This is a genomic window from Streptomyces sp. NRRL F-5123 (genome assembly GCF_000721495.1).
Classification (GTDB): domain Bacteria; phylum Actinomycetota; class Actinomycetes; order Streptomycetales; family Streptomycetaceae; genus Actinacidiphila.
This window is the reverse complement of record NZ_JOHY01000010.1, coordinates 141,287-165,525: the sequence shown is the minus strand read 5'-3', so window position 1 is coordinate 165,525 and position 24,239 is coordinate 141,287. Positions and strand designations below refer to the sequence as shown.

The window sequence follows — 24,239 nt, the reverse complement described above, 5'->3', positions numbered from 1 at the left end:
TGCCCGGCGGGGCATCGCGCTGTCCGTGCGGGGGTGGGGTCGGGTGCCACTCCGGGGGTACCTCCTCGGAATGCGCGTTCGCCCTCTTCCCGAATTGGTGAGGGGCTGGGAAGCGCATTCCTGCGGGGGCACCCCCGGATCGTCCCCCTCCCGGCCGGAGGGCGGGTGCACGCGGGCGGGGGTGGGGGATCGCTCGCCCCGCGGGGCAAGGGCAAACCCCGGACGGTCCCCCTCACCGGTTTCGTGGGCGGCTGTCCCGCCGGTGGGGGATCGCTCGCCCGGCTGGGCAAGGGCAACCCCCGGATCGTCCCCCTCCCCGGTTTCGTCGGCGGCTGCATGCCGGTGGGGGTGGATCGCTCGCCCGGATGGGCAAGGGTGTGGGCGGGGGTGTCAGAGGGATGGCGCAGAATGGAGCGGATCGGTGAGAGGAGTGCGCGGTGGCCGTTTGGGACGACGTGGTCGGGCAGTCCCATGTCGTGGCCGAGCTGGCCGCGGCCGCGGCGGATGCCGACGCCGTCGTCACCTCGGGGGCGGCGGGGTCGCGGATGACGCATGCGTGGCTCTTCACGGGGCCGCCCGGGTCGGGGCGGGCGACTGCCGCGCGGGCGTTCGCCGCCGCGTTGCAGTGCGTGAGTCCGGACCGGGCGCTGGGCGGTGCGCCTGGGTGCGGTTTCTGCGAGGGCTGCCACACCACGCTGGTGGGTACGCACGCGGACGTGGAGTTCGTCCGTACGGACCTGCTCTCGATCGGCGTCAAGGACACGCGTGACCTGGTGCGGCGGGCGTCGATGTCGCCGGCGGGCGGCCGCTGGCAGGTGATCGTCCTGGAGGACGCCGACCGGCTCACCGAAGGCGCGGGCAACGTGCTGCTCAAGGCCGTCGAGGAGCCGGCGCCGCGCACGGTGTGGCTGCTGTGCGCGCCCTCCGTCGAGGACGCGCTGCCGACCATCCGCTCGCGCTGCCGGCTGCTCACGCTGCGGACGCCGTCCGCCGAGGCGGTCGCGGACGTCCTGACGCGGCGCGACGGCATCGAACCCGGCCTTGCCGCGCAGGTCGCCTGGGCCACGCAGGGGCACATCGACCGGGCCCGGCGGCTGGCCACCGACGAGGCGGCCCGCGAGCGGCGGGCGGCCGTGCTGCGGCTGCCGATGCGGATCGGCGACATCGGCGGGTGCCTGCGGGCGGCGCAGGAGCTCGTCGACGCGGCGGCGGAGGACGCCAAGGCGGTGGCCGAGGAGGTCGACGCCAAGGAGACCGAGGAGCTTCGTGCCGCCCTCGGCGCGGCGGCCGGAACCGGCGGGCGGATGCCGCGGGGTACGGCCGGCGTGATGAAGGACCTGGCCGACCGGCAGAAGCGCCGCTCCACCCGTACCCAGCGCGACACCCTCGACCTCGCCCTCACCGATCTCGCCGGCTTCTACCGTGACGTCCTCGCCGTCCAGCTCGGCTCGGACGAGCGCATCGCCAACGTCGAGGTCGCCGACGGTATCCGCCGCCTCGCCGCCGACTCCCGTCCGGAGCAGAGCCTGCGCCGTATCGAGGCGGTCCTCGCCTGCCGCGAGGCCCTCGACCGCAACGTCGCCCCCCTCCTCGCCGTCGAGGCCATGACCCTCACCCTCCGCGCCGCCTGAGCCTGTCTGCCGGGCCGCCGGCGCCTGGTGGGGCTGGTTGCGTGGGGCGTGGGGCTTGTTCCGGGCCTCTGCGCCGGTTGGGCCTGTCTGCCGGGCCGCCTGAGCCTGGTGTTGGTGGGGCTGGTTGCGCGGGGCCTGCGACAGGTCCCCTCCCGCGCCCCCGCGGAGCGGTTGTGCGGCGTTCGGGTGATCGCGGGGTGGAGTGCGTGACGGCAGCCGGGGCTCGGGCGGTGGGCGTTGCAAGGTGCAGGAAGGGTGCTGCCTGCCCGTCGTGGCCCCTGCGGGGGCGCCGTCCCGAGGGGGTTGCCGTGGCTGACGTCGTGTGGTCCGTGCTGGTCGTGCTGGCCGGGGCGGCGGCCGTGCTGCTCGGGCACCGGGCGGTGCGGCACTGGTGGGCGGAGCGGGCCGGGCGGGTCTACGAGCTGCCCGTCGACCGCAACGGCACCGTCCTGCGTGCCGGGGCAGCCGGGACCGCCGCGCTCCTGGCCGGAGTGCTGGCCCTTCCACTGCTCGGCGGCGGCCCGAACGGCGCGAGCGGCAGCGGCACCACCCGCGTCAGCGCCGACGGCGGCAAGGCGTCCGGCGTGCCCGCCCCCCCGGCCCCGCGGCGTACCCCGCAGCCCGCACCCCCGCCGCCCGCGCTGCACACCCTCGGGTATCCGGCCGGCGGCACCCTCGACCAGCTGGCGGACGGCACCCGGGTGTGGCTGCCGCCGTGGTACGCCTCCCCGCGGGGCGTGCGCGTCGCCTTCCCGGTCGCCGTCGCCCATCTGCCCGCGGAGCGCGAGGCGGACCTCTTCGACGGCTTCGCCCTCGCCCTCCGGCGCGGGCTCGCCGACCCCTTCGTCCTCGTCCTCCCCGCGGACTGCGCCCGCGGTGGCGCCGCCCTCGCCGCCGCCGGCCGGCACTTCCGCGTCCTGCCCGCGCGCGGCGGCACAGGCGTCATCGGCGTCGGTGCCGGTGCTCCCTGCGCCGTGAACGCAGCACTTGCGACCACCGGCCGCTACGGCGCCGCCGCCGGTGTCTCCGGTCTGTACCCACCACTTGCCGCCTCCTCCTCGTCGCGCACCGCGCCACCTCCCTTGCTGCTCGCCTCCGCCCCCGGCGAGACCGCGGCCCAGACCGCAGCCCGGCGGCTGCGCACCGCCCTTCGCCCGCGCGGAGCCGACGACGTACGCCTCGTCGACGGCGTGCCGGTCCGCCGCGAACTCTTCGCCCAGATCGCCGGCTACCTCACGGAGAAGCTCGACGGCCCCGCCGCCATCGCAACCCCGCCCGCTTCCCCGGCCCCCGCCAACCCCCGCGGCGGCCCCGCCAGCTGACTACCCACGCCACACCGGCCCGCAATCCAGCAAATCACCTCAAAAACCGTATTCACCCGTGAGAGGGACACCTCGCAGCGCGCCCGCGACGGACCCCCGATACGCTCGCATTCATCCGACGGGAGGACCTGAGCCGCCGATGCACCCCACACGCCTGCTCCGCCTCCCGGCCGCCGCACTCGCGGTGGCCGGGCTGCTGCTGTCCACATGCTCGGCGTGCTCGGACGGCGACCACCCGGCCGCTCCCTCCGCCTCGGCCTCCCCGGCGCCGGAAACGGCCGCGCCCGACGCCGGCGCCGCGTCCGGCGCGACGGCGCAGCCCGCCACCGAGGCGACGCTCAACCCCCTCCCGGCCGCGACGCCCGGGAACCTGAAGCCGTACTACCAGCAGAAGCTCGCCTGGCACTCCTGCGGCGTCCCGGACTTCGACTGCGCCACCATGCGCGTCCCGCTGGACTACGCACATCCGTCCGCCAAGAACGACCTGGAACTCGCCGTGGCCCGCAAGAAGGCCACCGGCCCCGGAAAGCGGCTCGGCTCGCTGCTCGTCAACCCCGGTGGGCCCGGCGGCTCCGCGATCGACTACATGCAGTACGCGGCCCTCGGCTACCCGGCCGCCGTCACCGCCCGCTACGACATGGCGGCCGTCGACCCGCGCGGCGTGGCCCGCAGCGAGCCGGTGAAATGCCTGACCGACAAGCAGATGGACGCCTACACGGCCGTCGACACCACCCCCGACGACACCGCCGAGCAGGGCAAGCTCGCCACTGCCGACCGCGGGTTCGCCGCGGGCTGCAAGAAGATGTCCGCCGCGCTGCTCGGCCACGTCTCCACCGTCGAGTCCGCGCGCGACATGGACGTCCTGCGCGAGCTGCTCGGCGACGCCAAGCTGAACTACGTCGGCAAGTCGTACGGCACCTTCCTCGGCGCCACCTACGCCGGCCTCTTTCCGCAGCGCGTCGGCCGGCTCGTCCTCGACGGCGCGATGGACCCGTCCGTGGACGCCCTGCAGAGCAGCCGCACCCAGGCCGGCGGCTTCGAGACCGCCTTCGACGCCTTCGCCGCCGACTGCGTCAAGCGCTCCGACTGCCCGCTCGGCCGCACCTCCACCGCCGACGCCGGCAAGCGCCTCGACGCCCTCTTCGCCGCCCTCGACAAGCACCCGCTCCCCACCGGCACCTCCCGCCCCCTCACTGAGGCGCTCGGCACCACCGGTGTGATCGCCGCAATGTACGACCAGGAGGCCTGGCCCTCCCTGCGCGGCGCCCTGATCAGTGCGAACAAGGGCGACGGCGGACCGCTCCTCAAGCTCTCCGACGGCTACTACGAGCGGGACGCCTCCGGTAAGTACAGCAATCTGATGTACGCCAACGCCGCCGTGAACTGCCTCGACCTCCCCCCGGCCTTCCGTTCCCCGGCCGACGTCGGCAAGGCGGTCGCCTCCTTCCGCGCCGCCTCCCCGCACTTCGGCACGGCCCTGGCCTGGTCCTCCCTGGTCTGCGGCTACTGGCCCCTCCAGGCCACCGGCCACCCGGAACGCATCCCCGCCAAGGGCGCCGCCCCGATCCTCGTCGTCGGCACCCTCCGCGACCCGGCCACCCCCTACGCCTGGGCCCAGTCCCTCGCCTCCCAGCTCACCTCCGGCACCCTCCTCACCTACGACGGCGACGGCCACACCGCCTACGCGCGCGGCTCCACCTGCATCGACAACGCCGTCAACGCCTACCTCCTCTCCGGCACCGTCCCCCCCACCCACAAGAAGTGCACCTGACCAGCCCCCCGCCCGGTCAGAACCACCCCCCGGAACCCTGTAGACTTTCCCCCGCTGCGCCTGCCAACCTTGGCACTACGCGCGCAGCACGCCGCCTTAGCTCAGTTGGCCAGAGCAACGCACTCGTAATGCGTAGGTCTCGGGTTCGAATCCCGAAGGCGGCTCCACGATGAGGTTGCGTCTTTGGAAGTGGTGAAACGGGTTTGACCTGATCCGGGGGTTTGTCCCGGCGTCCGGGTTGGTGCCCGCATAGATGAACGGCCACCGGCTGATCTTCGAAGTGTCTAAGCCTCGAAGGAGATCAGCACGATGACCGCAACCGACAGTCTGCCCCTGCACGCTCTCACTGAGGACAACCTCGCGTCGGCGAGTCCGGATCTGCTGCGCGCGATGGTGAAGACGTTCACCGACGCGTTGATGTCGGCGGAGGCCGACGCGATGTGCAATGCGGGGTATGGGCAGGTCAGCGACGAACGCGTCAACCACCGCAACGGATACCGCCCCCGCGAGTGGGACACCCGCGTCGGCACCGTCGAACTCGCGATCCCCAAACTGCGGACCGGCAGCTACTTCCCGGCCTGGCTGCTGGAACGCCGCCGCCGGGCCGAGCAGGCCCTCATCTCGGTGGTCGCCACCGCCTACCTCCTCGGAGTCTCGACCCGCCGGGTGGAGAAGTTCGCGCAGTCCCTGGGCGTGACGCAGCTGAGTAAGTCGCAGGTCAGCGCGATGGCCAAGCACCTGGACGAGCAGGTCGCCGCTTTCCGCAACCGGCCGCTGGACGCCGGACCGTATGCGTTCGTCTGGGTCGACGCGCTGACCCAGAAGGTCCGCGAGGAAGGGCGGATCGTCAACGTCCACGCGCTGGTCGCGGTCGGTGTCAACGCCGACGGGCACCGCGAGATCCTCGGCATCGACGTCGCCACCGCCGAGGACGGCGCCGGCTGGCTGGCGTTCCTGCGCTCGCTGACCGCCCGCGGCCTGAGCGGCGTCCAGCTCGTCGTCTCCGACGCCCACACCGGCCTGGTCAACGCGATCGGAGCCGTCCTGCCCGGCGCGTCCTGGCAGAGGTGCCGCACCCACTACGCCAGGAATCTGCTCTCGCAAGTGCCGAAATCCGCCCAGCCCTGGGTGGCCACCCTGCTGCGGACGGTCTTCGAACAACCCGACACCGACGCCGTGAAAGCCCAGATGACGCACGCGCTGAACGCCCTGGAGGCGAAGTTCCCCAAGGCCGCAGCCCACCTTGATACCGCCCAGCACGACCTGCTGGCCTTCACCGCCTTCCCCCGCGAGATCTGGCGGCAGATCTGGTCCAACAACCCGCAGGAGCGACTGAACAAGGAGATCCGCCGCCGCACCGACGTCGTCGGGATCTTCCCCGACCGCACCGCACTGATCCGCCTGGTCGGCGCCGTCCTGGCCGAACAGAACGACGAATGGACAGAGGCCCGCCGTTACATGGGCCTCGACCTCCTGGCCAAGGCCCACCACCCGAACGAGTCAGAAACTGACAACACGCCCCTACCCACCGAACTCAGCGCATAGCCTCAAAACAAGATCACCGAGTGGCCGTCGATACACCACTCCAGCGGACGTGACCCACGATGAACCCCAGGTTAGGCCTATGACCTGGGGTTTTTCTTTTTCTTGATCATGGAAGCGGCTCCATGAGGGCATTTTGACCTACGCATTCCGATGCGGAGGTCGGTGAGTCACCCTTCGTCGGCCGCTGAGGACGCGCATACGCAGAGATGCCGTCTGAGCTGGGCTTTCCCGGTCAAGGCCAGCTACGGGGTCGTCGCCGATGTGCTGCTGGCTGCCTGTCCTGACTCCACCGGCCGCAGCCTGTGCCGCGCCCGTCCGTCGCGATTTCGTGGGGGTTCCGCTCTACCGGATCGGGGCTCTACGAGACCGACCGCTCCGGCAAGGGTTGTCGCACTCTGGCAAGGGATTGTGCTCCGGGGACGGCGCTGGCCGCGGGGCCGCCTGGGCTGACCGCCTGCTTCACTGTGGCCTGTCCGGCGCGGGTTTACCGCCCGTCTTCAGCAGCCCCGACCGCGAGGTAGACGTGGGCTTGGTCGCGGCCGAAGACGGTGTCGAGCAGGGAGGTAAGGGCGCCGCTGGGCGGGTCGTTGGACCACCGGGCGAGTGCGCCGCCGGGGTGGATGCCGTACGGGAGGACGGTCGGCTGCTGCGGGTGGCCGCCGCCGAGCGCCGCCGCGCCCTAAACGCCCGGCGCGCCGCATCCCGGCCAGGGGCACCCCGGCGACCGCCGAACCGCGCCTCCACTTGCTCGACTACGGCGACTGGACCGGGCCCGCCTCCGCCACCCTCCTGGGCGTCTCGCCGGGCACCCTGTGTAATCGACCAGGCGTATCTGCAAAATGCCTGCATTGCTGCTAAAATGGAAACATGAGTGCACTCACCATCCGGGACGTCCCCGACGACCAGATCCAGACCCTGAAGATCCGCGCCGCCCAGGCCGGAAAGTCTCTCCAGGCATACTTCCTCGATCTCATCGAACGCGAGACGGCGAAGCCGACCATGGCCGAGATGATGGAACGCCTCAACCGCGAGACCACCGCCGACATCAGCACCGCCGACATCCTCAGCGCCATCGACGAGGGCCGGGCGGGCCGTTGATCGTCCTCGACTGCTCCGCCCTCGTCGCTGTCCTCACCGCACACAACGCCGAAGGCGAACGGATCCGCACCCGTGTCGCCCAAGCCACCGACGTCTACGCCCCCACCCTTCTCGACTACGAGGTCCAGTCGGCCCTCCTGGGCATGCGACGCGGCGGAAAGCTCACGGAAAAGGAGGTCGGCAAGGCGATCGCCGCCTACCGGCTGCTTCCGATCACCAGGAGGGAGACGCTGCCCTTCTGGGAGCGGATCCAAAAGCTCCACGCCAATGTGAGCGCCTACGACGCGCAATACGTCACCCTCGCTGAAGCGCTCGGCGTCCCCCTCGTCACCTGCGATGCCCGCATCGCTCGCAGCGGCGCGGCAAAGTGTGCGGTCGAGGTCTTCGGGGGTGCCACCGAATAGCACGAGGCGGCGTCCGGACCGAGCTCGGACCTGGCGCAGGAGCGACGAACGGGGCGAAGATCGGCGTGTGGACCCGCAACGGCGGCTCCGGCCGGCGGCGGACCGCGAGCTGACCGGCGGCCCGACGGCGACCACGCGACCGAGACGCACGACCGCCGCGCACCCCGGCATCCGCCGGGGCGCGCGGCGACCGAACCGAGGAAGACCAGCTCCCCATGCAGATGTACGACAACCCGGTGATCAGTGGCTTCTACCCAGACCCGAGCGTGTGCCGGGTCGGCGATGATTACTACGCAGTGAGTTCGAGCTTCGAGTACTTCCCCGGAGTCCCCCTCTTCCACAGCCGCGACCTGGTGCACTGGCGGCAGGTCGGCAACGTCCTGGACCGGCCCGGGCAACTGGGCCTGACGGACGACATACCGTCTTCCCGCGGTATCTACGCGCCGACGATCCGGCATCACGACGGCCTGTTCTACGTGATCACTTCCCGGGTAGGTGCCGGCGGAGTCCCCGCCGGGCATCTGATCGTCACCAGCGAGCGGCCGGAGGGTCCGTGGTCCGATCCCGTCCACGTCGATTTGCCCGGTGTGGACCCCGACCTGGCCTGGGACGACGACGGCGCGTGCTGGTGCAGCACCTCCGGCGTCCGTATGGCGCGCATCGACCCGTCGACAGGGGCGGTGCTGGAGGGCCCATGGCGGACATGGTCGGGATCCGGTGGGCAGTATCCGGAGTCGCCGCATCTTCATCGCATCGACGGCTGGTGGTACCTGCTGGTCTCCGAGGGCGGTACCGGCGACGGGCACGCCGTCTCCATCGCGCGCAGCCGCTCCCCCCGCGGGCCGTTCGAGCCGTGCCCTTCGAACCCGTTCCTGAGCCACCGCAGCACCGATCTGCCGATCCAGAGCACCGGACACGCCGATCTCGTCCAGGCCGCCGACGGCACGTGGTGGCTGGTCCTGCTCGGCACCCGGCCCCGAGGAGCCTTCCCCCGATTCCATGTCATGGGGCGGGAGACGTTCCTGGCGCCGGTGCGGTGGGAGGACGGCTGGCCCGTCGCCGGCCCGGTCCAGGCACAGCATCCGGCCCCCGCGGCATGGCACCCGTGGGCGCCCGAACCCGCCCGGGACGACTTCGACTCCGCAGCGTTGTCACCAGGCTGGATCTCCCCTCGCAGCCTGCCTGACACGTCGTGGTCACTGGGCGAGAGGCGTGGGTGGCTGACGCTCCGTGCGGCCGGCCCGAGCCTCGACCGCCCCGGGTACACCTTCGTCGGACGCCGCCAGCAGCACCTGGACTGCCGGGTCTCCGTCCGTATCGATCCGGGCACGGGCCGCGGCGGACTGTGCGTGCGCATGGACGAGGCACACCACTACGAACTCGAAGTCAGTGGCGGAGAGGCGAGTGTGGTCGCCCGGATCGGCCCGCTGCGGCAGACCGTGGCCCGGCGCCCGGTACCGCCGGGACCACTCACCCTGGTCATCGAGACCCGGACGACCGGCGTGCTGCCGCCCTCCGTCACCTCCGCCGGCGAACTGGAGCAGGGGCCGCTGGGCACGGAAGCCGCCGGGCCGGACACGCTTGCCTTCTCGATCGTCGGCACCGACACGGCACTGCTGGCGGAACTCGACGGGCGTTACCTTTCGACCCAGCTCAGCACCGGCTTCACCGGCCGTGTGATCGGCATGTACGCCATCGAAGGCAGCGTCGCCTTCGACTGGTTCGACTACACGCCTGCGACGCTCACCGGTCAAAGCAGTGGAACGGGCGGCGTGGCGCGCTAGATCGACCGCGGAACCGACCGGTGTGGGCGGTTCGGCATTGTCGAAGAGCAACACATGCTCCTCGTCCGAGGGAACGGTCCACCGTGGCGATGGGTGAGCAAGAAGCTGGGCTGGGTTCTCGCTCCGGCAACGGGCCTCTCGTTTGCAGACCGACGCTCGACCCCATCGCGGACGGTGACCCGCTATCGCCATCGGGGGTGCGCGAGGGGAGCGCGGACGCCTTTGGACGGGGCGGCACAAGGCATGACCGCTTACCCAGATACAGGTGCTCTGACCAGGTGAAACATCACTGCGCGGCATGAGCTGGAATGCGGTGGCATGGCCGGCCCCGCACTCGTAATGCGTAGGTCTCGGGTTCGAATCCCGAAGGCGGCTCCACGAAGCCCCAGGTCACATAGCCCGTGACCTGGGGTTTTGCTTTTCCTCGGCAGCCGGGACGCCCGCAGGCCCCCTCGCGGAACGCGGTCCGGGGGCGTCCGGTGGCCGAACCGTGGCCATCCGTGCAGCGAGCGTGCAACGGACGTGGCCAGGGCGTACCCGGCGCGGGCAGAGATGCTGTCCGGTTTCTCCACGGGCCAGGTGAGGGCCTCAGGGGCCGCTTCGTGTTGCCACGGGCCTCGGGGGCCGAGCCCGCCCTGCTCCGCTGAGAAGGTGGGGGACCTCATCAGCCGGTCTGTCGTGTCATAGGTGCTCGAAACGCTGCACGACGAAGCCAACACCCTGGTCCAGCTCGCCGCCCACTTCGACAGACCCAGCGCGCTGATCCGCTGCGGCCGCCGCCTGTGTCGGTCCCAGGGGTTGGATGATGCGGACACGTCGAGGCTCGTCCGTCCCCGTTGGGGCGGGGGAGACGGGCCTCGACGGAGCCTGGCCCATCAGATGTCGAACCCGCCTGCTTTCACGGCAGTCATGAAGCTCGCGAACGACTCCGTGGGAATGAGCAGCGCGGGGCCTTCTGGGTTCTTGGAGTCCTCGATGCCCCGCTGTCCGGCGAACGGCGTGGCCGTGAGGTCAGCGACCTCGACGCATTGGCCCTCGTTGCCTCCGCTGGAGGAAGACTTCCTCCAGACGGCGCCCATGAGCTCCGAGGCCGTCAGGTTGTCGGTGATCACTGGTGCAGTCCTTCCAGGTACTCACTGAGAACGTCCCGCGACGTGTCGACGGGAAGTGCGATGTCGACGGGAAGTGCGATGTCGGCGATTGCGGTGAAGTCCTTCTCCAGGAAGTCCACCTGCTCCGCGTCCTCCTGTCGTGCCGGCCGGGGCGAAGTTAGGCTGCCGGGACCGTCGTTGACTGGAGGTCGCAGTGGGACGCAACCGTCGCGCACACCCCGACGCACATCCGACCAGGAACCAGGCACGGCCCCGGGTCGTACGGGCGGTGTCCGTGCTCGCCGTCACGGCGCTGACCGGCGCCCTCACCGCCGCCGCCCCGGCGCACCACGACCCGGCGGCGCCGCCCGCCAAGACCCCGCTCGCCGTCGGGTACGGCGGGGCCGTCGCCAGCGTGGACGCCGACGCCACCGCGGCCGGCGTCGAGGTGCTGCGGCGCGGCGGGAACGCGGTGGACGCCGCCGTGGCCACGGCAGCCGCGCTCGGCGTCACCGAGCCGTATTCCTCGGGCATCGGCGGGGGCGGCTACTTCGTGTACTACAGCGCCCGCCAGCACCAGGTGTTCACCATCGACGGCCGGGAGACCGCCCCACGCAGCGCCACCGACCAGCTGTTCGTCGAGAACGGCAAGCCGCTGGCCTTCGCCGACGCGGTCACCAGCGGCCGCAGCGTCGGCGTCCCCGGCACCGCCGCGACCTGGCAGACCGCGCTCGACTCGTGGGGCACGCGGTCGCTGGGCGAGGTCCTCAAGCCCGCCGAGACGATCGCCCGGCAGGGCTTCACGGTCGACCCGACCTTCAACTCGCAGACCGCCGCCAACCAGGACCGGTTCAAGGACTTCCCGGCCACCGCCGCGCTCTTCCTGTCCGGCGGGCAGCCGCCGGCCGTCGGCTCCACCCTGCGCAACCCCGAACTCGCCCGCACCTACCAGGAGCTGGGCGCCAAGGGGATCGACGCGATCTACCACGGCGACATCGGCGCGGACATCGTGCGCACCGTCCGCAAGCCCCCGGTGGACCCCGCCGCCACCCGCGTGGTGCGCACCGGCGACCTGACCACCGCGGACCTGGCGTCGTACACCGCGAAGAAGCAGGCGCCGACCCACACCGCCTACCGCGGCCTGGACGTGTACGGGCCCGCGCCGTCCTCCTCCGGCGGGACGACGGTGGCCGAGGCGCTGAACATCCTGCAGAACACCGATCTCAAGGACGCCTCGCAACTGCAGTACCTGCACCACTACATCGAGGCCAGCCGGATCGCCTTCGCCGACCGCGGCCGCTGGGTCGGCGACCCCGCCTTCGAGCAGGTGCCGACCGCCGGGCTGACCTCCCAGGCGTTCGCCGACTCGCGGGCCTGCCTGATCAAGGACGACGCGGTGCTGACCAGCCCGCTCACCCCCGGCGACCCCGCCCACCCCGCGGCGTGCGGCGGCACCGGGACGGCCGCGCCCACCACGTACGAGGGCGACAACACCACGCACCTGACGGTCGCCGACAAGTGGGGGAACGTCGTCGCCTACACCCTCACCATCGAGCAGACCGGCGGCAGCGCCATCACCGTGCCGGGGCGCGGCTTCCTGCTCAACAACGAGCTGACCGACTTCTCCTTCGTCCCCGCCAATCCCGCCGTGCCGGACCCGAACCTGCCCGGTCCCGGCAAGCGGCCGCGCTCGTCGATCTCCCCGACCATCGTGCTCAAGGACGGCCGCCCGGACTTCGCGATCGGCTCGCCCGGCGGCGCGACCATCATCACCACCGTGCTCCAGGTGCTCACCGAGCACGTCGACCGCGGCCTGCCCCTGGTCGACGCGATCGCCGCGCCCCGGGCCAGCCAGCGCAACGCGGCGAACACCGAACTCGAACCGGACCTGTGGAACAGTCCGCTGAAGGCCCAACTGGAGGGCATCGGGCACCACTTCGCCCAGAACCCGGAGATCGGTGCGGCCACCGGCATCCAGCGCCTCGGCGACGGGCGCTGGCTGGCCGCGGCGGAGCCGGTGCGGCGGGGCGGCGGCTCGGCCATGGTGGTGGTCCCGGCGGGCTAGGCCGTCCCGGTCGACTCCACGATCGTGCGTGCGCGCGTATCGGCACGCGGCCGGGGCCCACAAAAAGGGGCCCCGGCCGACGAGCCGCACGACCATGCCATCGGCCGGTCCCGCGGCGGACTGACCACGAAGATCCACCTCGCCGCCGACGACCGCCGCAGGCCGGTGGCCTTCGTGCTGACCGCCGGGCAAGTCGGTGACCCCGCCCCACCGGTGGGTCCGGGCTGTCACCAGGTGGGGTTCGCCGGGTCGAGGACCGGGGGCAGCGTCGAGCTGTGCGGCGTGATCACGTAGGCGACGCCGCCGGAGCCGTAGCCTGTCGAACCGTTGGCCCGGGTCCAGTAGGTACGCAGCCAGATGTTCTCCAGTTGGCCGCGGGCGTAGATGTGGCGGACCTGCGCGTCGGAGGCGGAGAACGGGTCGTTGACGATGAAATCGCCGGTCTGGGTGAATCCGTCGACGACCATGAGGTGGCCGGCCGTGCCGTAGCCGGCTCCCGTGAGCTCGCCGTTGTCGAACGCGACGGAGATCGCCACCGGGATGCCGGCCTTGATCAGTTGCTCCAGGTCGTCGGTGCTCTGGAGCTGGACGACCTCGGCATCCAGACCGAAGTGTGAGGCGTAGCCGGCGTTGAACGGCCAGTTGCCCGTGCCCTGGTACAGATAGTCGTACGTCTCCCGCGCGGCGTAGTCGACACTGGGGTCGGCGTAGGACGGGTCGACCCAGGACATGTCGGCTGCTGTGGGTCCTGCGCCCCAGAACTCGTCGATCATTTCACTCGAGGTCGGGCTGCACCACGCGTCCCCGCCGCCGCCGTATTTCTTGTACTCGCCGGCGTGGATCTGCTGGGAGTACTTCGGTACTGCCAGTTCGATTCCCTCTGCGCCGCCGAGCGGACTCGGGACAACGGATGTGCGGGCGGGCACGAGCGAGGCGAACGCGGCGAGCTGCCAGAGCCTGGGCGTCGCGGTCGAGCCGGACCGGCGGTACAGCGTGGCGCGAAGCTGGTACGCGTGGACCGAGTGCCCGGGAGAAGCGTTGAAGGTGTCGGTGCTGACCCGACCGTACGGAGCGGCCGTGGGGCTCACCGAGGTCCGGGCGATGTCGGTGTCCAGCGCCGCCCAGTGGCCCATGTCCAGCCAGCCGGTCTGTACGCCGTCCTCCATCGTGGCGTTCACTTCGACCTTCGTCCACGTTCCGGCGGGGGTCTGCGCATTCCACGACGAGACCAGCTCGGTCGCGCCGAACCCGAGCGGGTGGACCGGCGAGGTCCACGTGGCGTAGCCGTACGAATTGGTCGTATGCAGGTAGGGGTCCTTGTAGCTGATGGATCCGACGGTGCCGGCGATGTCGATGCCCGTGCGGTCACCGGACAGTTCCTCGACGCCGCTCCCGCTGCCGGAGGTGAAGTCGGCCAGGGTCGTCCACTTGTGGAAGTCGACCCGGCCGGGGGAGGCCGAGGCGTGGGTCGTCGGTGAGGTGGCCGGATCGGGTCCGGCGGCGGCCGGCGCGACCCCGCCGCTCAGGCCGCCGACTGCCAGGGCCAGCACCAAGGCAGCCTGGACCGGTCGGTGGGGCCGGCGCAGAGTGAAGTTGACGTGGCGTGAGCTCATTCGCGGGCCTCCGGAGGCTGCGCGGTAGGGAGGTTGAGCACTGGTACGGCACGGTGGGCGACGGCTCTTGCCGAGGCAAGGTGGCAGCTTCAATCCATTTCGTCAAGAGCCAGCACGGTATTTTGTGGTGATTTATGCGAAGTTTTGTTCGAGTCCTGCGCTGGGACGTGTCTCGCCTGTCCGGGTCCGACGCACGGTGTGCGGGGGACCATCCTCGCCGGCGAGGCGGTGGTCTGTTCCACACCGTCACGGGTGACGGCTTCTTGTCCGTGCGCTTCCGGCGGGCGACCCGCCTGGCGGTCCACACCCGCGTGGCCGGGCGCGCAGGTCGCGCATCCTGACGGGCGGCTGCGCCACCGGGTGGCCGCGACTCCGGCGAGCACCACGGCAGCCCCGGCGACGACCCGCGGGCCGAGCTGCTCCCCGAGGACGGCCGCGCCGAGCGCGACGGAGACGACCGGCAGCAGGTAGCCGACGGTGGCCGCGCTGGTGGCCCCCTCGTCCGCGATCAGGCGGTAGTTGAGGTAGAAGGTCAGGCCGGTGCTGCATATGCCGAGGACGGTGACGGCGAGTACGGCCCGCAGACCGGTGCCGGCCGGTGCGGCGCCGGTGGCCGGCAGTGCGGGGACGCTCAGTGCCGTGGCGACCAGGAGCTGGGCCGCGGAGAGGGCGAGCGGCGCGGTTCCCCGCCCGGTCAGCCGGCTCCCCATGTAGGCGAAGCCGACGGCGTAGCTCGCCGCCGCCCCGAACAGGGCGAGTGCGCCGCCGCCCAGGGGGCCCGTGCCCTGCCAGGGGCCGAAGATCACCAGCGTTCCGGCGAAGCCGAGCAGCAGCCCGCCCAGGCGGACGGCGCCGATGCCGCGTTCCGTGCCGATGGCCGTGCCGATGAGCACGGACCACAGCGGGGTGGTCGCATGGAGCACCCCGGCCAGGCCGGAGTCGACGGTCTGCTCGCCGATGCCGAACGCAAGGAACGGCAGGGTGTTGCAGAAGAAGGCGGCCACCACCAGATGCCCCCAGACGGCCCGGTCGCGCGGGAGCCGCTGCCCCGCGGCGTGCATCAGGGCGAGCAGGACCGCCGCGCCGAGGGCCGACCGGACGAAGGCGATCTGGAACGGGGTGAGTCCTCCGTTGAGTGCGATCTTGATCCACAGGAACGCCGATCCCCACAGCAGCGCAAGTGCGGCCATCCGCACCGATGAGCCCCGTCCGCCGTCCATCACGTCCGCCTCCCTGCTGTCTTCCTGCTGCCACTTGCCCGGCCCGGCTTGCATGGTGCCGGGCCGATTCGCAACAGGACAAGCAAAAGATTCGGCTCAACCTTTAAGCTCTGCTGCATGATTGATGTGCGACGCATGCAGGTCCTCCGCGCCGTGGTCACCAGCGGGTCGATCACCGCCGCGGCGACGAACCTGGGCTACACCCCCTCCGCGGTCAGCCAGCAGGTGGCGGCGCTGGAGCGGCAGGCCGGGCTGCCGCTGCTGGAGCGGGTCGGCCGCGGGGTGCGGCCGACCGAGGCCGGCCGGCTGCTCAGCGAGCACGCGGCCGTCATCAGCAGGCACGTGGCCGAGGCGGAGACCGCACTGGCCGATCTGCGCTCCGGGCGCACCGGTCTGCTGTCGATCCGCTACTTCGCCACGGCGGGTGCGAGCCTGATCGCACCCGCGCTCGCCCAGCTGAGGCAGCAGCACCCCGGCATCCGGGTCGACCTCAGAATGACCGACCCCGAGGATCCGCTGCCCGATGTCGTCCAGGGCCGGGCCGACCTCGCCCTGGTGGTCCGGCCGCGCGGGCGGACCCATGAGGGCGTCCGCTTCGTCCATCTGCTGGACGACCCCTACCGCGCGGTGCTGCCGTTGGGTCACCGACTGGCCGCCGAGGAGGTCCTGGACCTCGCGGACCTCGCCGACGAGCCCTGGGTGCGCAGCGACCGGCCCGGCCCGTGCCTGGACGCGGTGGTCGAGGGCTGCGCCGCGGCGGGTTTCAGCCCCGACTTCGTGGCGGAGAGCGAGGACTACGCCACCGCGCAGGGGTTTGTCGCCGCGGGGCTCGGGGTCGGTCTGATCCCGGCCATGGGGCTGACGAACCGCCACCCCGGGGTGGTCGTACGCGCGGTGCGGCACCCGGAGCCGGGCCGGGCCATCCACGCCGCCGTACGGGAGGCCCCGTCGGCCCAGCCGGCGCTCGGCGGGCTGCTGGCCGCCCTCAGGGAGGTGTCCGGGCGGTAGGCCTCAGGCGGGCCGGTCCAGCACGGTCAGTTCGGGCAGAGCTCCACGCCGACCTGAGCGCCTACGACGCGCAATACGCCGCCCGACCGCCCCGGGGCAGCTTCGTCGGTCACCACTGCCACAGCTGCCAGTACCACCAGCCCCGCATGGCGCCGTTCGTCACGTCGGCGCCCACGGTGAATCCCAGGATCTGGCCGTAGGCGGCTGTTTCCCAGGGGTCGAAGGTCACATCCGGTCCGAGGCCCACCTTGGTGGCGGACATGATCCCGATCTCTGCGGACTCGGCCTTGACGAGGGCGAGCCCCACATGGACGTGCACCGCCCAGCCGTCAGGAGGGGGCGGGATGGGGACCTTGTCGACCTGGATGTGCACGGTCTCGGTGGGATACACGCCGTACGGCGCGCCGAGGCCTCCGGCGGAGTAGCTGGCGTTGATCACGCCTCCTTGTTCCCAGGCCAGCGTGGACATGGCGACCTCCATGGGGTTCGGCGGTGGCGTCGAACGGGGCCGGCCGGTCGCTCGGACGGCCCACTCCCCGTACATGAACGAGAGTGACCCGTTTGAGCCGTTCGTGCCACCCGGGACGCGGCGGCAGGCTGTGGCAGGAGGGCCGCCGTACGGTGAGGAGGAGCGGCCCCGTGAAGTCCGGGCGGTCTCGGCCGCGGGGAGGGTGCGGTTCAGGGTGATGCCCGGGCCCTGCGGGTGGGCGTCCCGCGGGCCCCGGGCCCACCGGGGTCATCCCGCCGGGAGACGCGCCGAGATCTCTTCGGCCGGCTCGCCCGTGTGGAGGGCGAGGACGTCGGCGACGAGGGTGTCCAGCGGCGGCCAGGGGATGGCGCCGTGGTCGTTGTAGAGGGCGACGAGACCGTGCAGCGCGGTCCACAGGAGCAGCCCGTTCTGCCATTGCCGCTCGGGGCCGGACCGCTCACCGCCGCGCTGCCGGACGTCGGCCAGTGACGTGATGACGGAGCCCAGGAGGGCCTCGCCGGCGCCGTACGCCTGGAGGGGGACGAGTTCGGCCGGCATGCGGCCTCCGAAGAGCGTGCGGTACTCCCCGGGGTGCTCGACCCCCCAGCGCGCGTAGGCGGCGCAGCGGGCGACGAGGTCGTCCAGGGGGTCGGCGGTCCGTGCCGCCGCCTCGTCCATCAGCCGGGCCAGCTCGGCGAACCGCAGTCGCAGCACGTGCTGGATCAGGGCGCCGAGGTCGGGGAAGTGGCTGTAGATGCTGGCGGGCGCGACGCCGACCTCCCGGGCGACCTGCCGCAGGGTCAACGTCTCCGGTCGGTCGAGGGTGGCCAGCAGCCGGGCGGCGGCCTCGACCAGTTCGGCCTTGAGCGTCTGCCCCTGACCTCGGGGGTTGCGTCGGCGACGCGGGGCCTGCTCCCCGGCCATACCCGGCTCCTCCTCGTCGGCAACGGGCGTTCACCTTACCTTTCGGCGCCGCTCGGGCGCCCGGGCCGTACGGCTTGACACCTCTGACCAACAGGTGTTCACTCAAGTTCACCAACACTTGTTCAGTTAGTGGAGTCGTCATGCGCATCGCAGTTCTCGGCGCGACCGGCCGGGTCGGGCGCCTGGTCGTGGACCAGGCGGTCGAACGGGGCCACGAGGCAGTCGCGCTCGTCCGCAGCCCGCAGAAGTACGTCCAGCCCGCACGGGGCGGGGTCGAGGTCCGCGAGGCGGACGTGACCGGGCCGCGGTCCTTCCCGGACCTGGGCGATGTGGACGTCGTCGTGTCCGCGCTCGGCATCAGCAAGGGCGACGGCCCGGGCGCCCTGGTGGCGGGCGCGCGGATCCTGGCGGCGTTGCCCGTCCGCACCCTGTGGCTCGGCGCGCTGGGTTCGGGACTGTCGACCGGCGCCGGAGGAGGCATCTACCAGGCGGTGATGAAGATGTTCGTCGGCAAGGAGCTGGCGGAGAAGGCCGCGGCCGACGCGATCGTCCTGGAGAGCGGCGCCACCGTCTTCCACGCGCCCGACCTGTGGGTCGGGGACGTCAGCGCGGCCCGCCGCAACGTACCCCTGGCGCAGTACCCCAAGCCCTTCCTGCCGCCGCACGCCTCGCGCGCCACCGTCGCGGCCCTCATCGTGGACGAGGCCGAACGGCCGACGCCCGAAGCCGGCATCCTCGTGCCGGTGGCGGGCGCGTGAGGGCCGCCGTGGAGTGCACTCCCGGGGCCGGCCTCCGCCGCTGACCCGGCGGCGGGGGCGGGGTCACGTTCCCGGACGGGTGCGGGGCTGTGACCGGGGGGCGTGATCTACTGCCGGGTGGACGTCCGACCCGACGGAGGCACCCGAGCCATGGCCACTTCCTCGCCCTCACCTTTCCCTCCGGAGCGCGCCGCCGCCTTCGGGCGGGTCGCCGAGGACTACGGGCGGCTGCGCCCGGCTCCGCAGGAAGAGGCGGTCGGCTGGATGCTGCCCGAGGGCGCGTCCGCCGTTCTCGACCTGGCGGCCGGTGCCGGCACCCTCACGGCGCTGCTGGCGCCCCGCGTGCCGGAGGTGTACGCGGTCGAGCCGGACGACCGGATGCGGGCGGTGCTCGCCGAGCGGCTTCCGGACGCCGACGTACGACGCGGCAGCGCGGAGTCGATCCCGTTGCCGGACGCGGCCGTGGACGCGGTGATCGTCTCCTCGGCGTGGCACTGGTTCGACACCGGCCGGGCCGTACCCGAGATCGCTCGCGTGCTGCGGAGCGGCGGGCGGTTGGGCATCGTCTGGAACGGCATCGACCGCGGCGTCGACTGGGTGGACCGCTGGTCGAGCGGGCTCGGCGGCACCGGCGGCCAGCCGGCCCCCACGGAGCGCTGGGCCCGTCGCGGGGAGCTGCTGCGCACGGCGCTGGAGACCCCGGACTCGCCCTTCGGCGCGCTGGAGCACGCCGCCTTCACCACCACCCGCCGCACCACCCCGGCCGAGGCGGCGGCGCTGCTCGGCACGTACAGCCGCGTCATCCTGCTCCCCGAGCAGGAGCGCCGGGCGCTGCTGGCCCGAGCCCGGGACACGCTCTGCGCGCAGCTCGGCATCGGCCCCGACGACGCCTTCGACCTCCCGTTCCGCGCCCTCACCTGGCGGGCGGCGCGGAGCTAGTGCTGTGATCGGGTCGGGGCCCACCCGGGCGTCAGGCGGCGGTGGCCGACAGGACGAACAGGTCGTAGTCCGCCGATTCGAGGAGCTCGGTCGCCTGGCGGGTCTGGGACACCATGGCCTGTACGAAGTCGCGGCTCGCGGGGTGGGCCAGGCCGGGCCACGCCTCACCCTGGGAGAGGTGGTCGCGGGCGCGTTGGGTGTGCAGGGCGACGAGGCGGCGCAGCGGGGCGGTGCTGTGCCTGCCGGCGACCGCCTCCTCGACGTCCGCGCGGGTCAGCCCGCAGCGCGACAGGTCGTCCAGCGGGAGGTAGAGCTTGCCGAGGTGCAGGTCCTCGGGGACGTCCGTGAGGTTGTCCAGGATCTGCAGGCTCACGCCCAGGGAGACCGCCGCGTCGCGGGCCGCCGTACGGTCGGCGGTGTCGGCGGTGCCGAAGAGGTCGGCGAGCCAGAGGGCGGGCTGGCCGCTCACGCCCGCGATGTAGCGGTCCAGTTCGGCGGTCGTGCGGTACTCCCGTACGGCCATGTCCTCCCGTACGGCCCGTTGGGCCTGGCGGAGGCTGTGGCCGGGGATCTGCCAGGTGCGTACGAAGTCCGCGAACGCCGTGCAGACCAGGGACGCCGGCTGCGCCGCGGGCGCCGGAGCCGGATCGGCTGCCAGGGTCCGGTCGAAGTCGGCGACGAACGCGTCGAAGTCGTGGCGCCGTTGCTCCGGGGAGCTGTCCCGGGCGTCCGCCAGGTCGTCCGCGTGGCCGCAGAAGGCCATGATCGCGTCCCAGTACGGGCGTTTCGCCGGTGCCATCAGGGCGCGGCTGCCCGCGTGTGCCGCGTGGTTGTGGTGGAGCAGGCGCGCTTCGCAGTGGCCGTAGGCGTCGCGGAGGAGGGGGTCGTGGATGCCGGCCGCGTCCAGTTCCCGCGCGCTCACGGAAGCAGCCGGGGGCCGGCCACAGCCTGGACGGAAGCGGGCGCGGGCGCCGGGGCCTCGGCAGGCTCCCGTTGGACGATGACGAACCCCTGGTCCGGATGGGCGTCCAGGGAAGTGTGCCCGGCGTAGACGGCGTCGATGAAGTCGATGCGCTTGTGGTAAAAAGCGGCCGAACTCGCGACGCCGAAGACGTCCGGGGCACCGATCAGCAGCGGGGTCTCCGCGATCAGGTGACGGGCCGCCAGCTCGGCTTGCTCCTGGGTGGGCGCGGCACCTTTCAACAGCCCGTGCAGCACCGACCGGGCGGCCGCCAGGTAGGACTCCCGCAGGACCGAGCCCTTCGCCCACTCCTGCTCGGTGCGGTGCAGCAGCGCCTGGTAGGCGGGGTGCTCGGTGAGGCGGGACAGCCGGTGGGCGGCGAAGGGCCGGCTGGTCACCCCGGCCGCCTCCCACGCGCGCAGCACCCGGTTGCGGATGCGGGACGCCTCCTCCCACGACTTCTTCCGGGCGCGCTCGGGAGCGTAGCCGAGGGCCAGGAACGTCTCCCGCCGCGCGCTGTCGGGGATCACGACGTCGATCCGGTCGAAGCGCAGGGCGGTCCAGCGGAGGAGACCGGTCAGCAGCTCCTCGCTGAAGTAGCTGTTGCCGGGGCTCACTCCGATCAGGGCGTGCTCGCCCCGGTCGAAGACCCGTCGGCAGTTGCCGGTGAGGGGCTCGACGCCGAACGAGGGCTCAGGCGGCTCCGACGACTCCGGGATCGGCACGCTGGTTTCGGTCCTGCTGGTCATAGAGCGCTTCCTGATACGGGCGGCTGACGCGACGACTACAGGGATATACCAGGACTTTCCCCGCCTGCCACTACCGGTGTGCGGCGGTCCGGCACGTGGGTGACAGGCCTCACCCGACTGCCGTGCGGGACGCCTCGCAGCAGCTCACCCGCCTCCCAGCACGACGGGGGCGCCTGCGGCCGGATCCGGGGCGACGGCGGCCGGAACGCGCCGCTCGGCCCGCCGCACGGCGGACACGCCGGCCACGTAGGCGAGGTCCAGGACGATCGCGAGGGTGAAGACGACCGGCAGGACCGGACCGCCGACCACGGTGCCGTTCCGCAGCCAGACCACCCCGCCGGCCACCGCTCCGGCGTCGGCCACCAGCCGGCACACCCCGATGGCGGTCGACTGGCCGGACGTGGACCGCCGGGCCATCAGCATGGCCGGGAACAGGCACGACATCACCAACTGCGCGCCGAAACCGGTGTACGTGCCCGCCGTCTCGATGCCGCCGGCGCGTTCGAGCTGGCGCAGCGCCGCCTCCATGCCGGTCCAGCAGCACGCGCCGGTCAGCGCGAGGCCGAGGACGTACCCCCACCGCGGCAGCCAGGGGAACTCCCGGTGGCCGTAGCGCAGCGCCGTCCACAGGATGCCGCAGTCCAGCAGGAACCAGACCACGTTCGTCACCCACAGCGCTCCGGGCTGCGGGCGCACGAAGGAGAAGTTCCCCTCCCAGGAGAGGTTCAGCCACAGTGCCACGATCGGCATGCCGTAGGTGCGGTCGCGCAGCCCGGCCCGGATGATCAGCACGTAGACGACCGCCCACAGCATGTTCGCCGTCGCGATCATGGCCGTGACCGGTGTCATCTGCTGTGACATGTGGACTCCCGATGCTGTGACATGGGGACCCCGGCTCAGTTCCGCGCGGCGACGAGCAGGACGTAACCCAGATCCGGATGGCCGCAGAACTGCTCCAGCCCCGCGAGGGCCGCACCGAACTCCTCGGCGCCGATGGCCCGTTCGAACTCCCCGCGCGCCTCGGCCATCAGCCGGAGCATCTGGGCCGCCGAGTGACGCCAGTGGTCGCTGAGGTCGACGGCTTCCAGCGGGGTCAGCCCGCTCTCCCGCAGCTCCGTACGCCATCCCTCCAGCGTGGGCGGCAGGTGCATCGCCGGGCCGGCGTCGAGCGCCCGTGCCTCCCGCGGGCGCGGGCCCTGCGGGGGCAGCAGCATTCCGTCGGCGACCACCAGGCGCCCGCCCGGACGCAGGACCCGGCGGATCTGCGCCAGCGCACCGGCGCGGTCGCGGATATGGCTCATCGACTCCACCGCGCAGGCCGCGTCGAAGGATCCGGCGCCGTACGGCAGCGCCAGGGCGTCGGCGCGCTCGAACCGGACGCGCTCGGCGAGCCCCTCGGCGCGGGCCAGCGCGGTGGCCCGGTCCGTCTCCACGGCGCTGACGGACACTCCGGTGACCTCGACACCGTGCCGGCGCGCGATGCGCAGGGCCGGTGCGCCGGTGCCCGAGCCGACGTCCAGCAGGTGCTGCCCGCGCGAGAGCATCAGGTGGTCGGCGACCAGGTCGGTCATCCGGTCGGCGGCCCGGGGGAGCGTGTCGTCCTCGCGGGGCTCGGCCCACAGGCCGATGTGCAGATTCCCTCCGTAGGGGCCGGACAGGATGTGCGACACCTTGTCGTAGAGGCCGCCGATGCCGTCCCCGTCCCCCTCGCCGCCCTGTCCGGGAGGCGGGAGGACGGCGGGGGCGCCGGGGGCACGGGCCGCCGTGGTCTGCTGCTGCATCCGGAAAGACTCCCTGTCTGCCTTGAGCGTATTTGCTCTATCTCATCACGTACAGTTAGTGAAGTGGCTGATATCTCCCTTGGGGCGTCACTCCGGGTGCGCGAGGAGCGTGCGGGCCGCGCGCTCGTGGACGCGGTGGACGCGGGTCCGGCAGGTCCGGCGGGTCCGGCGGGCTCGGCGGACGCGGTGCTGCGCGTACTGCGGAGCCGAAGTGTCGTCAGGCAGTACACCGGCCGGCAGGTCGACGACGAGGTCCTGGAGATGCTCGTGAGCGCGATGCTCGCGGCGCCCACGGCCTCCAACAAGCAGGCGTGGGCCTTCGTCGCCGTGCGCGAGCGGCGGACGCTGCGCCTGCTCGGCGCGTTCGCCCCCGGGATCATCGGCACGCCGCCGCTCGTCGTCGCCGCCTGTTTCGACCGGTCCCGGCCGGTCGACGAACGCGGGCCCGGGGAAGGCGGCTGGGACATGGGGCTGCTGTGCGTGGCCATGGCCGTGGAGAACCTGCTGCTGGCAGCCCACGCCCTCGGGCTCGGCGGCTGCCCCGTCGGCGGCTTCCGCGAGGGGCCGGTGCGGACGGTCCTCCGGCTCCCCGCACACCTCGACCCCGTGCTGCTGGTGCCGGTCGGCCACCCCGCCGGGCCGCTGCGCCCGACCGACCGACGTGACCGGAACGAGGTGCTCAGACATGACACATGGGAGCAGTGACAGCGGCCGTATGCGGGAGGAACTGCTGCTGCTGGCGGCCTTCCTGCTCAGCAGCGGGCGCGGACTGGCGGACGAGCCGGCCGTGTACGGCCAGGCGCGGTGCCTGGACGCCGCCCGGCGCACGCTGGCCCTTGTCGAGGGGCTGGGCGGGCAGGACCCGGCCGTCACCGGGCTGCGCACCGAGCTGGAGGCGTTCATGACCGGGCCGATAGGCGGCTGCGGGGACATCAACACGCTGCTGGACTCGGCGTGCGACCGCCTCGCGGAGGTGCTGTGCGACCGGGGACGGGACGTGGACCTGCTCCCGCGCCCGTGAGCCGGGCCGCACGGCGGCGGGGGGTCGGGGGCCAGGACGGAAAGAGGGTGCAGAATCCGCGGCCCTCGGGGTCGGCCGGGCAGGT

The 24,239-nt window shown here is 72.3% G+C and carries 23 protein-coding genes, 2 tRNA genes and 1 pseudogene; 16 read left to right on the top strand and 10 right to left on the bottom strand.

Annotated features, from left to right (window positions below; translation table 11 throughout):
* Nucleotides 1–437 precede the first annotated feature (437 nt).
* The 9 genes from IH54_RS0112800 (at nucleotide 438) to IH54_RS0112760 (ending at nucleotide 9,933) form a co-directional block, all read left to right on the top strand.
* Complete coding sequence (locus IH54_RS0112800; protein ID WP_031516069.1) at nucleotides 438–1,631, top strand: DNA polymerase III subunit delta'; 1,194 nt, start codon at nucleotides 438–440, stop codon at nucleotides 1,629–1,631.
* A gap of 308 nt (nucleotides 1,632–1,939) precedes the next feature.
* The gene (locus IH54_RS0112795) at nucleotides 1,940–2,953 is read left to right on the top strand and encodes a hypothetical protein (RefSeq protein ID WP_052397359.1); all 1,014 of its coding nucleotides are present in this window, start codon (nucleotides 1,940–1,942) and stop codon (nucleotides 2,951–2,953) included.
* 139 nt (nucleotides 2,954–3,092) lie between these two features.
* Nucleotides 3,093–4,724: an alpha/beta hydrolase gene (locus tag IH54_RS0112790; protein WP_031516066.1), complete on the top strand. Its 1,632-nt coding sequence runs from the start codon at nucleotides 3,093–3,095 to the stop codon at nucleotides 4,722–4,724.
* A gap of 90 nt (nucleotides 4,725–4,814) precedes the next feature.
* Nucleotides 4,815–4,891, top strand: a tRNA-Thr gene (locus tag IH54_RS0112785).
* A 142-nt stretch (nucleotides 4,892–5,033) separates the two neighbouring features.
* Nucleotides 5,034–6,269, top strand: coding sequence for an IS256 family transposase (locus tag IH54_RS0112780; RefSeq protein WP_031516064.1), 1,236 nt, complete (start codon nucleotides 5,034–5,036; stop codon nucleotides 6,267–6,269).
* An 867-nt stretch (nucleotides 6,270–7,136) separates the two neighbouring features.
* Nucleotides 7,137–7,367 carry a FitA-like ribbon-helix-helix domain-containing protein gene (locus IH54_RS0112775; protein ID WP_031516062.1) on the top strand — a complete coding sequence of 77 codons (231 nt, stop codon included), beginning with the start codon at nucleotides 7,137–7,139 and terminating at the stop codon, nucleotides 7,365–7,367.
* Nucleotides 7,364–7,771 (top strand): type II toxin-antitoxin system VapC family toxin, encoded by a 408-nt coding sequence (locus tag IH54_RS0112770; RefSeq protein ID WP_031516060.1) that lies wholly within the window; start codon nucleotides 7,364–7,366, stop codon nucleotides 7,769–7,771. The genes IH54_RS0112775 and IH54_RS0112770 overlap by 4 nt, the downstream gene beginning before the upstream one ends.
* A 215-nt stretch (nucleotides 7,772–7,986) precedes the next feature.
* Nucleotides 7,987–9,555, top strand: coding sequence for a glycoside hydrolase family 43 protein (locus IH54_RS0112765; RefSeq protein WP_199923377.1), 1,569 nt, complete (start codon nucleotides 7,987–7,989; stop codon nucleotides 9,553–9,555).
* A 293-nt stretch (nucleotides 9,556–9,848) separates the two neighbouring features.
* A tRNA-Thr gene (locus IH54_RS0112760) sits at nucleotides 9,849–9,933 on the top strand.
* A gap of 497 nt (nucleotides 9,934–10,430) precedes the next feature.
* Here the strand turns inward: IH54_RS0112760 and IH54_RS0112755 are convergent.
* Both IH54_RS0112755 and IH54_RS47660 read right to left on the bottom strand, forming a co-directional pair.
* Nucleotides 10,431–10,667 (bottom strand): DUF397 domain-containing protein, encoded by a 237-nt coding sequence (locus tag IH54_RS0112755; RefSeq protein ID WP_234343480.1) that lies wholly within the window; start codon nucleotides 10,665–10,667, stop codon nucleotides 10,431–10,433.
* Nucleotides 10,664–10,786 carry a hypothetical protein gene (locus IH54_RS47660; RefSeq protein WP_267965182.1) on the bottom strand — a complete coding sequence of 41 codons (123 nt, stop codon included), beginning with the start codon at nucleotides 10,784–10,786 and terminating at the stop codon, nucleotides 10,664–10,666. Before IH54_RS47660 ends, IH54_RS0112755 begins: the two co-directional genes overlap by 4 nt.
* A 149-nt stretch (nucleotides 10,787–10,935) precedes the next feature.
* On the opposite strand from IH54_RS47660, the gene ggt reads away from it, so the two are divergent.
* Together ggt and IH54_RS44440 are read left to right on the top strand one after the other, a co-directional pair.
* Nucleotides 10,936–12,711 carry a gamma-glutamyltransferase gene (gene ggt / locus IH54_RS0112745; protein WP_031516053.1) on the top strand — a complete coding sequence of 592 codons (1,776 nt, stop codon included), beginning with the start codon at nucleotides 10,936–10,938 and terminating at the stop codon, nucleotides 12,709–12,711.
* Between the two features lie 99 nt (nucleotides 12,712–12,810).
* Nucleotides 12,811–12,912, top strand: a pseudogene (locus tag IH54_RS44440) (IS5/IS1182 family transposase); the annotation flags it as partial.
* A gap of 26 nt (nucleotides 12,913–12,938) precedes the next feature.
* On the opposite strand, the gene IH54_RS0112740 reads toward IH54_RS44440, so the two are convergent.
* Nucleotides 12,939–14,261, bottom strand: coding sequence for a C39 family peptidase (locus IH54_RS0112740; protein ID WP_159011807.1), 1,323 nt, complete (start codon nucleotides 14,259–14,261; stop codon nucleotides 12,939–12,941).
* Between the two features lie 152 nt (nucleotides 14,262–14,413).
* Nucleotides 14,414–15,544: a DMT family transporter gene (locus IH54_RS0112735; RefSeq protein ID WP_420711739.1), complete on the bottom strand. Its 1,131-nt coding sequence runs from the start codon at nucleotides 15,542–15,544 to the stop codon at nucleotides 14,414–14,416.
* 117 nt (nucleotides 15,545–15,661) lie between these two features.
* Here IH54_RS0112735 and IH54_RS0112730 point away from each other — a divergent pair, with 117 nt between their 5' ends.
* Nucleotides 15,662–16,552, top strand: a complete 891-nt coding sequence (locus tag IH54_RS0112730) for a LysR family transcriptional regulator (RefSeq protein ID WP_031516047.1) — start codon at nucleotides 15,662–15,664, stop codon at nucleotides 16,550–16,552.
* Between the two features lie 109 nt (nucleotides 16,553–16,661).
* On the opposite strand, the gene IH54_RS0112725 is transcribed toward IH54_RS0112730, so the two are convergent.
* Nucleotides 16,662–17,021, bottom strand: a complete 360-nt coding sequence (locus tag IH54_RS0112725; RefSeq protein ID WP_159011804.1) for a hypothetical protein — start codon at nucleotides 17,019–17,021, stop codon at nucleotides 16,662–16,664.
* 267 nt (nucleotides 17,022–17,288) lie between these two features.
* Nucleotides 17,289–17,945: a TetR/AcrR family transcriptional regulator gene (locus IH54_RS0112720; RefSeq protein WP_031516043.1), complete on the bottom strand. Its 657-nt coding sequence runs from the start codon at nucleotides 17,943–17,945 to the stop codon at nucleotides 17,289–17,291.
* A gap of 140 nt (nucleotides 17,946–18,085) precedes the next feature.
* Here IH54_RS0112720 and IH54_RS0112715 point away from each other — a divergent pair, with 140 nt between their 5' ends.
* Nucleotides 18,086–18,703 (top strand): NAD(P)-dependent oxidoreductase, encoded by a 618-nt coding sequence (locus IH54_RS0112715; protein WP_031516041.1) that lies wholly within the window; start codon nucleotides 18,086–18,088, stop codon nucleotides 18,701–18,703.
* Nucleotides 18,704–18,853: 150 nt separating this feature from the next.
* Nucleotides 18,854–19,642: a class I SAM-dependent methyltransferase gene (locus IH54_RS0112710; protein ID WP_031516039.1), complete on the top strand. Its 789-nt coding sequence runs from the start codon at nucleotides 18,854–18,856 to the stop codon at nucleotides 19,640–19,642.
* Between the two features lie 31 nt (nucleotides 19,643–19,673).
* Here IH54_RS0112710 and IH54_RS0112705 read toward each other — a convergent pair whose 3' ends face one another.
* The 4 genes from IH54_RS0112705 to IH54_RS0112690 all read right to left on the bottom strand — a co-directional run bounded on the left by IH54_RS0112705 (nucleotide 19,674) and on the right by IH54_RS0112690 (nucleotide 23,133).
* Nucleotides 19,674–20,564 (bottom strand): phytoene/squalene synthase family protein, encoded by an 891-nt coding sequence (locus IH54_RS0112705; RefSeq protein ID WP_031516038.1) that lies wholly within the window; start codon nucleotides 20,562–20,564, stop codon nucleotides 19,674–19,676.
* The gene (locus IH54_RS0112700; protein WP_052397358.1) at nucleotides 20,561–21,352 is read right to left on the bottom strand and encodes a tRNA-dependent cyclodipeptide synthase; all 792 of its coding nucleotides are present in this window, start codon (nucleotides 21,350–21,352) and stop codon (nucleotides 20,561–20,563) included. The genes IH54_RS0112705 and IH54_RS0112700 overlap by 4 nt, the downstream gene beginning before the upstream one ends.
* Nucleotides 21,353–21,496: 144 nt before the next feature.
* Nucleotides 21,497–22,213, bottom strand: coding sequence for a hypothetical protein (locus IH54_RS0112695; RefSeq protein WP_052397357.1), 717 nt, complete (start codon nucleotides 22,211–22,213; stop codon nucleotides 21,497–21,499).
* Between the two features lie 35 nt (nucleotides 22,214–22,248).
* Entirely contained in the window at nucleotides 22,249–23,133 is an 885-nt protein-coding gene (locus IH54_RS0112690; RefSeq protein ID WP_052397356.1) for a methyltransferase domain-containing protein, read from the bottom strand.
* Between the two features lie 63 nt (nucleotides 23,134–23,196).
* On the opposite strand from IH54_RS0112690, the gene IH54_RS0112685 reads away from it, so the two are divergent.
* Both IH54_RS0112685 and IH54_RS0112680 read left to right on the top strand, forming a co-directional pair.
* Nucleotides 23,197–23,838: a nitroreductase family protein gene (locus IH54_RS0112685; protein WP_234343478.1), complete on the top strand. Its 642-nt coding sequence runs from the start codon at nucleotides 23,197–23,199 to the stop codon at nucleotides 23,836–23,838.
* The gene (locus IH54_RS0112680; RefSeq protein WP_031516032.1) at nucleotides 23,819–24,154 is read left to right on the top strand and encodes a DUF6092 family protein; all 336 of its coding nucleotides are present in this window, start codon (nucleotides 23,819–23,821) and stop codon (nucleotides 24,152–24,154) included. The genes IH54_RS0112685 and IH54_RS0112680 overlap by 20 nt, the downstream gene beginning before the upstream one ends.
* The last annotated feature ends 85 nt before the right edge of the window (nucleotides 24,155–24,239 follow it).